The organism is Saprospiraceae bacterium, assembly GCA_016717265.1.
In the GTDB taxonomy this organism is placed as follows: domain Bacteria; phylum Bacteroidota; class Bacteroidia; order Chitinophagales; family Saprospiraceae; genus Vicinibacter.
The window spans coordinates 1,897,521-1,908,979 of record JADKFX010000001.1 but is presented as its reverse complement, the minus strand read 5'-3'; the positions used below and the strand labels follow the sequence as shown (position 1 = coordinate 1,908,979).

Here is an 11,459-nt window from a genome sequence, read left to right as displayed (position 1 = left end):
ATTTCTTTCCAGGATTCTTTTATTCAATTAATAAATGAACTCAGAATTCTCAACCAATAAACTCCAAAACTTTGGATTGGGTTCATTTTTCAGAAGATTAAAGCTTTGAATTAGACCAAGCCGATTGTTCTATCGATAAATTAAAGATACAAAACCAGGCGTTACCTGAGTGAAACAAGCTATTCTCCTGCAAATTTAAAGACCATCAGAAATGTTGCTATAGGATGCAGTAGCAAGCGAATGCATCACATATAAAAGCATCCTTGACAGCGTTCTTCAGCCTTTAGCCTTTCATTTAATGGCTATCGTTTAGGAAACGGTGGTGGTGCAGCCTCTTTATAGGATTTTCCTTTCATCTGATCCAGGATCACCTCAATTGCTTTATCCAATTGTTGATCCTCCCCCATGAAAGCTTTATATGGATCATTTTCAATAATAATATCTGGGTCAACACCATAACCTTCAATTTCCCATTTGGTGCCATCGACATCATAACGGGCAAACTCTGGTCGATTTAAAAAACCACCATCTACTATAGGCAAACTTCCACGAATTCCTACTACTCCACCCCAGGTTCTTTTTCCAATAATAGTCCCAATTTTATGTTTCCGGAATCGGTATGCGAATATATCCCCATCACTTGCAGAATATTCATCCACTAATGCTACTTTAGGGCCAATAATCTGTTCCACCGGTTCATAGGTTGGTTTACCATTTCTACTTACGGTGATTTGAACAGGTTCTCTGCGTAAACGTTCAATGATATGTGGAGATACATTTCCACCACCATTTCCACGATCATCCACAATTAATGCTTCTCTATTCAATTGTGCATAATAATACTTCACAAATTCATTTAAGCCATCACTCCCCATATTTGGAATATGCAAATAGCCTACTCTACCATTTGTAGCCTTGGTAACTTTATCTATATTTTTTTGTACCCAATTATAATAATATAATTTTTGTTCATCACCAATAGGAATTACAGTTACAATTCGAGCGCCCGCTTCGTTTGCTACAGTATTTACTTTCAACCGAACTTGCTTATCTGCGGTACCAATCAACAATTGGTAAAAATCGGCTACATCTTTTGTCGAATTCCCATCAACTGCTAAAATAAAATCACCTTCTTTAATATTCACACCCATTTCTGTTAATGGAGATCTCACGTTTTTATCCCAATTTTCACCTTTTAAGATCTTTGTAATTTTAATATAACCAGAAGGATCTTTTACAATTTGAGCACCTAAAAGACCCATTGGAATTCGTTCAGGTTTTAGATAATCTCCACCACCAACATAAGAATGTCCCAAACAAATCTCACCAATTAATTCTCCGATGATATAGGTTAAATCTGTCCGGTGATTTACATACGGCAGTAATTGAGCATAATTCGTCTTAAGACCCTTCCAATCTACGCCATGCAAAGTTGGATCATAAACAAAATCCCGCATTTGTCTCCAGCATTCATTATAAATTTGACTCCATTCTGCAGATCTATCAAGCCATAACTTCATGTCATTAAGATTCAAAGGATTTTCTAAATTCACTTTAGCGGATGGGGCATCGATAATATAGAAATTATTATTGGCAGAAAGCATTGCCTTCTTACCATCCGGAGTAAAAGAATAACCCCGGATATCTGTACCCAGTTCCGTTTCTTTTTGTGCTATTAAATCATAAATAAAGAATTTCATTTTATCTCTCAATGAAGATTTAAAATAGTAAATTTTATCTCCTATTGCTTCAACCCCAAAATAATTTCCTGGACTACCAGGTATTTCAATCACACGGTCAACAATTCCATCAAAATCAATTGCTTGATTTAGAGTTTCTGTAGGTTTTACTTCCGCTTTTTTTGCAATACTTTTAGGATCTTTCTTCTCTTCCTTTGTATCTTCTTTCTTATCGGTACTATCTTTAACAAGGACTTCATCAGATTTCGGTTCAAAAGGATTTTTTACATCTTTTCGCAAAGGCACACAATAAATTTTTGCCATGTCAAAATATGCGTGATTCCATTCAATATTATTATAAGTAGGATTAAAGCTTCGTTCAGAAACAAAATATAAATATTTTCCATCAGAACTAAACGTCGGATTAAATGATTGAAACCATATTTCAGTAATTGGAAAATTTTTCTTTTCTACTATTGAATAGATGTAAATTGTAGAATTATTTTTACGTTCAGGATTGGTATAACAAACATATTTACTATCCGGAGACCAATTGTAGTCATTCATCTCAAAGACTTCATTGGTTTGGATTGTTACGGATTCTTTTGATTGTATATTAACATAAAATAAACGCTGTTTTCGATCACTGAATAATATCATTTTACTATCCGGTGACCAGCGAATTCCATACTTATAATTATCCCCATTTTTTGTTAATTGTACTGCTTCTTGTGTACCGTCTGCTTGCAGAAGATAGACTTCATCTTCCCCACTGGCATCACTGATATAGGCTATGTACTTCCCATTTGGTGACCAGGCAGGATCCCGATCATGAGCACCTGATGATTTTGTTAGATTGCGGATAACACCATTTTTTGCAGGCACTGTAAAAATATCACCCCTTGCAGAAAACACGGCTCTATTCCCATCTGAACCAATATCCCAGGATCCAATATTGTCCTTCACCTGGATATATTTATTTCGTCCGCTTACAAAATCTTCTTGAATGCTGATATTAACTTTTTCAAACTGATCTGTGGTGGCATTTAACTTATAAATATAGCCTCCATTCTCAAAAACAATCCATTGTCCGTTGTGAGAAGGAAACTTACAATCAAAATCTTTAAACGTTGTTATCTTTTTTGTTTGTTTTGAATTTAAATCATAGGAAAATAAATTCATACGAGCATCCCGGTCAGAAAGGTAATAAATTTTATTTCCAATCCACATTGGAATAATGTCTTGCGAATTATTGTCCGTAATTTTAGAACTTTGCTTTGTGTTAAAATCAAAAATCCGGATATCATCAGCTTGACCTCCTTTGTAACGTTTCCAGGTACGGAATTCCCGGAACATATGATTGTAAGCTAATTTTGATTTATCTGGAGAATAGGAGCAAAAACCACCTTGATTAAAAGGCAATTGCTCAGACAAACCTCCATTTATATTACATAGATATAACTGACCTTTCCAATCGTTAAAATCGCGCCAGCGACTTCTGTAAACAATATTTTCATTATCGCGCCAAGTCATGCAAATATTATTTGGACCCATACGATCTGAAACATCATCCCGATTAAGGGTTGCTGTATAGCTGATCCGTTTTGGCTCGCCTCCTTGAGCGGGCATGATATAAACCTCTGTATTTCCATCGTATTGTCCTGTAAAAGCAAGGCGCTTTCCATCTGGCGAAAAACGGGCAAACATCTCATAACCAACGTGATTTGTCAATTTGCGGGCAGTACCTCCAGTTGTAGATACTGTATATAAATCACCAGCATATGTAAACACGATTTGATCATTAGAAATTGTTGGAAAACGCAGCAATCTAGCCTCCTGAGCAATGGAGATGTTAGATAAAAATAACAATAAGAATAAGACTTTAATGGTATAGTTCATTGGATAGCTTTTTTAATAAACGAGGCGAATGTACGAATGTTTTCGTATAGTTTAAAATATTTTATGAATTTCAAAGATTAAGAGTTATGAGTCAATAGTTAATATTCAATAGTTAATAGTCAATAGTTAATAGTCAAGGGTTAAGGGATTAATAGTCAAGAGTTAAAAGTTAATAGTCAAGGGTTAATAGTCAAAAGTTAATAGTTAATAGTCAAGGGTTAAGGGATTAATAGTCAAGGGTTAATAGTTAAGAGTCAAAAGTTAATAGTTAGGAGTCAAAAGTTAATATCTAATAGTCAAGGGTTAAGGGTCAAGGGTTAATAGTTAAGAGTCAAGAGTCAAAAGTTAATAGTCATGGGTTATGGGTTAATAGTCACGGGTTAATGAAACAAAAAACAGGGACCCACATTTCAAATATAATCCTTGTATTTCGCAACTATAAGTTCTTCAATAGATCTATTTCAACTCCCTCTATTTTTTAAACCAATGCATCGAGATTATATATACTATTTTCAATAGCAAATTGGGGTTTTTGAAAGATTACAATGGATATCAAATCTTATTGAATTTAAGGAATGAATGCTTAGATTACCCCCAACAATTTTCCTACTTTAGTAAATGCGGTTACACATTTGTCTAAATGTTCTTGAATATGCCCAGCAGATATTTGAACACGAATTCGCGCTTTGCCTTGTGCAACTACAGGATAAAAGAATCCAACTACATAAATACCTTCTTTTAATAGTTCGGAAGCAAATTTTTGTGCTAAACTTGCATCGAACAACATGACCGGAACAATTGGATGTTCACCAGGCAAAATGTTAAAACCTGCTACTGACATTGCATTTCGAAAATATTTTGTATTCGTCTCAAGCTGATCGCGGAGTGCCGTAGAGGAAGATAAAAGCTCCAGAACTTTAATAGAAGCTCCGACGATGGATGGTGCTAAAGTATTTGAAAACAAATAAGGTCTTGATCGCTGACGGAGCATTGCAACAATTTCCTTTTTTGCTGCTGTAAATCCTCCAGATGCACCTCCTAACGCCTTGCCATAAGTTCCTGTAATGATGTCAATACGATCCATTACATTTTTAAATTCATGGGTGCCTCTGCCGTTCTTACCCATAAATCCAGAAGCATGGCATTCATCAATCATTACAAGGGCTTCGTATTGCTCAGCCAAATCTGTGATTTTATCCAATTGCGCAATGGTACCGTCCATTGAAAAAACACCATCTGTAACAATAATCTTTCGCCTGCATCCGATTGCTTCTTTTAACTGTTCTTCCAAACTCACCATATCATTGTGTTTATAGCGAAAACGTTGTGCTTTGCATAAACGAATACCATCAATAATGGATGCGTGATTTAATTCATCCGAAATAATAGCATCCTGTTCTTGTAATAGCGGTTCGAAAATTCCTCCATTTGCATCAAAAGCTGCTGCATATAAAATACAATCTTCCATGCCCAGGAATTCTGCTGTTTTTTGCTCAAGCAATTTATGTTGATCTTGCGTGCCACAAATGAAACGCACGGATGACATTCCATATCCATAATGATCAATTGCTTCCTTCGCTGCATTTATAACCTCAGGGTGCGACGATAATCCCAGATAATTATTAGCACAAAAGTTCAGTACTTCTCCACCTTCTTTTGTTTGAATTACAGCTCCTTGAGGAGATGTAATGGTACGTTCTTTTTTGTATAATCCTGCAGCTTCTATTGCTTGCAATTCTTCTGCTAATTGCTCTTTAATATTAAAATACATAATAAGCGTTCAATTAAAATTTATAATTTATAAAGTCCAAGTTTAAACCGTTACCAATATTTGAAAAATGAAAAAAATTTAACCGACTTATTGTTTTTCATGTTCTTTCAATCTCAATTGATAAAACATATCTGCGGTCATTTTAGACAAATCATAATTGGGTAACCATTGCCAGTCTTTCCTTGCCATTTGGTCATCAATACTTTCACTCCAGGACGCTGCTATGGCCTGCCGAAAATCGGGAGCATATTGAATTTGAAAGTCTGGAATGTGTTGCTTTATTTCAGCTGCTAATTCAGCAGGTGTAAAACTCATGCTTGCCAGATTATAACTGGTACGAACTGAAATTTTATCAACATCTGCTTCCATTAATTCTATGGTCGCCCGAATACTATCTTCCATATAAATCATTGGAAGCCTGGTTTCTGCTTCTAAGAAGCAAGTATACTTTCCAAATTTTAAAGCATCATAAAAAATTTCTACAGCATAGTCAGTAGTACCTCCGCCCGGCGCTGATTGCCAACCGATCACACCCGGATATCGCACAGATCTAACATCCAATCCATACCGTTTATGATAATAATTACACCAGTTTTCTCCTGCTAATTTACTCATTCCATAAACAGTTGTCGGTATAAAACTGCTTTCCTGAGCAGTATTATGTTTTGGAGTAGAAGGACCAAAAATGGCAATCGTGCTTGGGTAAAACACTTTATGAATCTTTTTTTCAACCGCTACATTTAATACATTTAATAATCCCTGCATATTAATATTCCAGGTGGACATAGGATCTTTTTCACCCGTAGCTGATAAAATTGCGGCAAGATGATAAATTTGTGTTATCTGATGTTTATCAATCAGTTGATTTAATTTTTCAAGGTCAAGTACGTTCAAAATTTCATGGGGTCCAGATTCAATAACAGGATTCCTTAAATCAGATGTTACCACTGCAGCTCCTCCAAATTTAGTTCGAAGTGCGTCTGCTAAAACGGTACCAATTTGACCATTGGCACCAAGCATCAAAATGCGCTCTTTTTGCATAATTGAATTAAATAAGGTCGAAAGATAAGCTAAAATAGAAATACTATAAGAGTAGATGCAACAAAGACTTGACCAAATGATAATATCTTAAAGAAAAGCAAAACAATATGGATTAATAGATTAAATAATAACATTTTATATAGTAGTATTATTTTTAATATAAAAAATGAAAACCCTTGATTTAGAAGCGTACTGGGTCATCTATCAGTTTTACCTTACTTTTGCACAATAAGATTTTTATATGATTCCATCTGTTTTTGTAGACTCTGAAATTAAAACCCTCCGAAAATTAATTATCCACGAGCCAGATGAAGGAATTGACCGGATCAGTCCGCGAAGAGCCAGTGAATTACTTTTTGATGATATCGTTCATTTGCCAACGATGCAAAAAGAGCACAAGGTATACCAACAAATATTGCATCGATTTGTCGGTCAGGAAAATGTCCTTGAAACACAAACTTTAATTAAAGAATCTCTGGATGCTGCACCTGATACAAAACAAGGCATTATTCAAATGATTAAAGATTTTGAAGAGTTACCAACTGCAACAGTGCAACTTTTATTAAATCTTGACCATAATACTTTATCCGAAGTTTTGATATCAGGTTATTATAAAAAGGAAGAACAAATTGTTTTTGATCCGGTACCAAATTTTATTTTTACCAGAGACATAGCTATTACAATTAATGATCATGTAGTCATCACAAAAGCATCTAAAGATGTTCGGCATCGGGAAAATTTATTAACCCGATTTATTTTTTATGCACATCCTACATTTAGTCATTTGGTCAAAGAAAATAAATTAATAAACTTAAATGAGGTAGATTTATATCCACCCTCTAAAAAAGGGGAACCAATTTCTGTTGAAGGTGGTGACTTGATGGTAATCAACAAAGATTATCTTTTAATTGGCAGTAGTGAGCGAACCACGGATCATGCATTGCTAAGCCTTAAAAATGTTTTATTTGAAAAAAATGTGGTTAAAAATGTAGTTGAGATAGATGTTCCAAAAGAACGTTCTTTTATGCATATTGATACCATTTTTACGCAAATCAATCATCAACATTTTGTAGGTTTTAAGCCCATTGTCAAAGATGGTTTAGGATCTTATGTAACCGTACATAAACAGGATGGAACCCTGGTTGAATATCCATCCATCTTGGAATTTATGCATGCAGAAATAGATCCCAAGATAGAATTTATCTGGAGTGGGAATGGAGAATCCCCTTACCAGGAAAGGGAACAATGGACTGATGGCTGCAATTTATTAACGCTACGTCCTGGCATTGCATTAACATACGATCGAAATCCAAAAACTGAAATCGCATTCCGCAATGCAGGGTATGATGTTATTCATGCTATCGATTTTTTAAAAAGTGATATGGATATAAACAAAATGGAAAATACGATTATAACCTTACCATCCAGTGAACTATCAAGAGCTCGTGGCGGTCCGCATTGTATGTCTTGTCCAGTATTAAGAGATCGGATTTAATTTGGATTTGGCAAGCTATGTACAAACATGAATTTCAAATTCGGGTGCGCTATAGCGAAACAGATAAAATGGGTTTTGTATATTACGGAAACTACATGCAATATTATGAGGTTGGTCGGGTTGAGGCATTGCGCAACTTAGGCATACGTTATGCAGATTTGGAAGACGAATTTGGCATCATTATGCCTGTTGTAAATATGAATGTACGGTATCTTAGACCTGCATATTATGACGAATTAATTACGATGCAAACTCATATTTCTCAATTACCAGAAACCAGTATTAAATTTAATACCGAGATTTATAATATGCAAAAACAACTTTTGAATGCAGCTCAAATTACACTTTGTTTTTTAGATGCGAAAACAAAATCCCGATTGCATATCCCTCAAAATATACTTGATAAATTAATACCCTATTTTGAAAAGGTTTAGACCCCATATCAAAGATCGAATTGAAAATTTAGCAATTACGACACAGGTTATAAATTGGTCGAAATCACATTCATTGCCCGGTTTTAAAAAGGTTGCAATTTTTGAAGTAATTAAATTTTTAATTCAAGAGGCCCGAAGAACAGATTTAAATATGCGTGCTAGTGCCATGACATATCATTTTTTCTTAGCCTTATTCCCATCCCTTATCTTTTTTTTTACCTTAACGGCCTATTTACCAAAAGACCTTGATTTTTATAAAACGCTTGAACAGTCGCTGCTTTCAATTCTTCCAGCCGGAGCGAAAGAATATTTGATTCGGGATATAATAACCGGGCTGCGTCCAAAAGCAAAAGGTGGATTCTTATCGATAGGATTTATTTTGGCGATTTGGTTTGGTTCCCATGGAATCCTGGCTTTGATGAGAGGATTTGATAAAACATATAAATCAAGTTTTAGAAAACGCAATTGGGTAGAAACCCATATTACCGCCATTCTGTTAACTTTTGGACTCGGTTTACTCCTCATGTTTTCTGTTTTATCCATTATTTTCGGAGAACGAATTTTGAGATGGTTACTAGATTATATGGATATGAGTTCATTTTTAATGATCTCCATTTCAAGTTTAAAATATATTGTCTCCCTGGTTTTATTTTACTCTGTTATTGGCATCGTTTACCGTTATGGACCCGCTATCAATAAACCGATGAAAGGAATTTCACCAGGAACTTTATTTGCAACCATTGGATCCATTATATTATCCGTTTTATTTGGAATTTTTGTAGATAAATTTGGAACCTATCACAAAGTTTATGGTGCAATTAGTGCACTCATAATAACCTTAATTTGGATTCGACTGAATACCTTGATTTTAATACTGGGTTTTGAATTGAATGCTGCAATTATTATAAACAGAGATTTAATGCTGCAATCAAAAATAAATCAACGACTCGTAAATTCCGAAGATTTATAAGATTACAAATCCAGAATTTCAATTCCACCTATTCGCTATTGAGTGCTTTTTCAAAAAATACGTTCAGTGCTCTTGCATCTATAAACGCATTTACAAATTCTTCTATTAATTTCGTAGAATACAATAACTCCGGGTCCAGGCTGCACATAAAGTAAAAATTCTTATTAAAAATTAGCGCTTGAAGAGCAGCGGCTTCTTTTAGCTCTTTAGGTAAGACTTTATTTTTCTCCCCAAGTATTTTTCCAAATCGTTTTACAAATTTGGGATCCAACAGCAGTTTAGAAAAATCTTTTGCGTGCGAAGCAATATATAACCTAATTTTTAACAACTGTTTTGGATCCGGTTCATAAACGCCAGAATAAATATGGATAGCATCCTGCCGAATTTCAAAATAAAAACCTGGTGAGCTTCGATCTTTGCGGCCTCCTGGAGAAATCAATGCCGAAACAAATTCCTTATAAGGCGTTTTGTCTTGGCTAAACCGAATGTCTTTATAAATTCTAAAAATAGCCTCCTTGGATGTAATTTGAATCCTTGGATCCAACTCTTTGAATGTTTCAATCAAATCATTTACAAAAATTATAAATGGCTTTTCAACATACTCCTTAAATTGATTCTTATTTTGATTAAACCATTCGCGATCATTATGATTCCCAAGATCCTTAAGAAATGTGCAAATATCCTTTGTAAAATAAACCGGCATACTATTTTTTCCTAAAATTACAAACAGTACTCTAATTTTGCAAACACAACGAAGTTATGATCTATTCTTATAAAGAATTTATTCCGGTTATTCACCCAAGTGCTTTTATTCATCCACAAGCTGCGGTCACAGGTTGTGTCACTATTGGCAAAGATGTTTATGTAGGACCATTCGCAGCTATCCGAGGTGATTTCGGAGAAATCATTATAGAGGATGGGTGTAATATTCAGGAAAGTTGTACGATTCATATGTTTCCAGGAATAATTGTTCGACTAAAAGAGAATGCACATATTGGACATGGGGCAATCATCCATGGAAGCACGATTGGAAAAAATTGTTTAATTGGCATGAATTCAGTCATTATGGATGCTGTTGACATGGGTGATGAGTGCATTGTTGGCGCCTTAAGCTTTATAAGGGAGGGAACAAAGATTCCAAACAGAAGTTTGGTGGTTGGGAATCCTGGAAAAATAATTAGAGAATTGACTGATGAAATGATTGCCTGGAAACTTAAAGGAACACAACTGTATCAACAATTAGCAAGAGATTCACATAGGAATTTAAAAATTTGTGAACCTTATCAAGAATTACCTGCAAATTATCCACGACCAACAGGAGCTTATAAATCATGGACAAAAGAACAGAATATAAAATAAAATTAATATAAAGCATGGACGCATATGTAAATTGCACTATAGAAAATGGCTTAGCGATAATTCGCTTTTACCATCCGGCCCATAATTCTTTACCTGGTTTTTTATTAAAAGATTTAGCGCATAAAATTACGGAGGCGGGCGAAAATCCACAAGTCAAAATTATTCTCATTCAATCAGCGGGAGATAAGACCTTTTGTGCAGGTGCTAGTTTTGATGAATTATCAAATATTCAGGATATTGAAACTGGAAAAATATTTTTTATGGGTTTTGCACATGTAATTCTTGCAATGCGCAATTGTTCAAAACTAATATTAGGACGAATCCAAGGTAAAGCAATTGGAGGTGGCGTAGGCTTAGCAGCTGCAATGGATTATCCGATGGCTACACAGTATGCAAGCATTCGTTTGAGTGAACTGGCAGTTGGTATCGGACCTTTTGTAATTGGACCAGCCGTAGAACGCAAAATGGGGGCAGCTGCATTTCAAATGATGGCGATGAATCCAACAGAATGGCAAACTGCGCAATGGGCAAAACAGAAAGGACTATTCTATGAAGTTTTTGATACCATAGAACAATTAGATTTATATCAACAAAAGTTTATCACACAGCTTCTGGAATATAATCCCGAAGCACTGCATATGTTGAAAAAAATATTCTGGGAAGGAACTCCTGATTGGGAACAAAAACTAATTGAAAGAGCCGGAATTAGTGGGCGCTTGGTACTATCTGAAATTTCTAAAAACGCTATTTACCAATTTAAGCAAAACAAGAATTAATATAATAATTTGATTTCTTTAGAAATCCATATAGA

9 protein-coding genes are annotated in these 11,459 nt (G+C 34.9%); 5 read left to right on the top strand and 4 right to left on the bottom strand.

Features of this window, described 5'->3' with window-relative positions:
- Positions 1-302: 302 nt before the first annotated feature.
- The 3 genes from IPO86_07375 to IPO86_07365 form a co-directional block, all read right to left on the bottom strand.
- Positions 303-3,578 carry a PD40 domain-containing protein gene (locus tag IPO86_07375; GenBank protein ID MBK9727920.1) on the bottom strand — a complete coding sequence of 1,092 codons (3,276 nt, stop codon included), beginning with the start codon at positions 3,576-3,578 and terminating at the stop codon, positions 303-305.
- A 583-nt stretch (positions 3,579-4,161) separates the two neighbouring features.
- Complete coding sequence (gene kbl / locus IPO86_07370; protein ID MBK9727919.1) at positions 4,162-5,349, bottom strand: glycine C-acetyltransferase; 1,188 nt, start codon at positions 5,347-5,349, stop codon at positions 4,162-4,164.
- 87 nt (positions 5,350-5,436) lie between these two features.
- A complete protein-coding gene (locus IPO86_07365) occupies positions 5,437-6,390 on the bottom strand; it encodes an NAD-dependent epimerase/dehydratase family protein (GenBank protein MBK9727918.1) in 954 nt (317 codons plus the stop codon).
- A 241-nt stretch (positions 6,391-6,631) separates the two neighbouring features.
- Between IPO86_07365 and IPO86_07360 the strand changes: the two genes are divergently transcribed.
- From IPO86_07360 to IPO86_07350, 3 genes are read left to right on the top strand one after another with little or no spacing between them, the layout of a single operon-like run.
- Positions 6,632-7,885, top strand: a complete 1,254-nt coding sequence (locus IPO86_07360) for an arginine deiminase (GenBank protein MBK9727917.1) — start codon at positions 6,632-6,634, stop codon at positions 7,883-7,885.
- A 17-nt stretch (positions 7,886-7,902) separates the two neighbouring features.
- Positions 7,903-8,319 (top strand): acyl-CoA thioesterase, encoded by a 417-nt coding sequence (locus tag IPO86_07355; protein MBK9727916.1) that lies wholly within the window; start codon positions 7,903-7,905, stop codon positions 8,317-8,319.
- Positions 8,306-9,289, top strand: a complete 984-nt coding sequence (locus tag IPO86_07350) for a YihY/virulence factor BrkB family protein (GenBank protein ID MBK9727915.1) — start codon at positions 8,306-8,308, stop codon at positions 9,287-9,289. Before IPO86_07355 ends, IPO86_07350 begins: the two co-directional genes overlap by 14 nt.
- A gap of 28 nt (positions 9,290-9,317) precedes the next feature.
- On the opposite strand, the gene IPO86_07345 is transcribed toward IPO86_07350, so the two are convergent.
- Complete coding sequence (locus IPO86_07345) at positions 9,318-9,992, bottom strand: DUF2461 domain-containing protein (GenBank protein MBK9727914.1); 675 nt, start codon at positions 9,990-9,992, stop codon at positions 9,318-9,320.
- Between the two features lie 56 nt (positions 9,993-10,048).
- Here IPO86_07345 and IPO86_07340 point away from each other — a divergent pair, with 56 nt between their 5' ends.
- Both IPO86_07340 and IPO86_07335 read left to right on the top strand, forming a co-directional pair.
- On the top strand, positions 10,049-10,648 hold the full coding sequence (locus IPO86_07340; protein MBK9727913.1) for a transferase hexapeptide repeat family protein: 600 nt from the start codon (positions 10,049-10,051) through the stop codon (positions 10,646-10,648).
- Between the two features lie 14 nt (positions 10,649-10,662).
- Entirely contained in the window at positions 10,663-11,424 is a 762-nt protein-coding gene (locus IPO86_07335; GenBank protein ID MBK9727912.1) for an enoyl-CoA hydratase/isomerase family protein, read from the top strand.
- The last annotated feature ends 35 nt before the right edge of the window (positions 11,425-11,459 follow it).

Coding starts and splice junctions, on each gene's coding strand:
- IPO86_07355 (MBK9727916.1), top strand. CDS start 7,903: ATGTACAAACATGAATTTCAAATTCGGGTGCGCTATAGCGAAACAGAT.
- kbl (MBK9727919.1), bottom strand. CDS start 5,349: ATGTATTTTAATATTAAAGAGCAATTAGCAGAAGAATTGCAAGCAATA.
- IPO86_07335 (MBK9727912.1), top strand. CDS start 10,663: ATGGACGCATATGTAAATTGCACTATAGAAAATGGCTTAGCGATAATT.
- IPO86_07345 (MBK9727914.1), bottom strand. CDS start 9,992: ATGCCGGTTTATTTTACAAAGGATATTTGCACATTTCTTAAGGATCTT.
- IPO86_07340 (MBK9727913.1), top strand. CDS start 10,049: ATGATCTATTCTTATAAAGAATTTATTCCGGTTATTCACCCAAGTGCT.
- IPO86_07365 (MBK9727918.1), bottom strand. CDS start 6,390: ATGCAAAAAGAGCGCATTTTGATGCTTGGTGCCAATGGTCAAATTGGT.
- IPO86_07360 (MBK9727917.1), top strand. CDS start 6,632: ATGATTCCATCTGTTTTTGTAGACTCTGAAATTAAAACCCTCCGAAAA.
- IPO86_07375 (MBK9727920.1), bottom strand. CDS start 3,578: ATGAACTATACCATTAAAGTCTTATTCTTATTGTTATTTTTATCTAAC.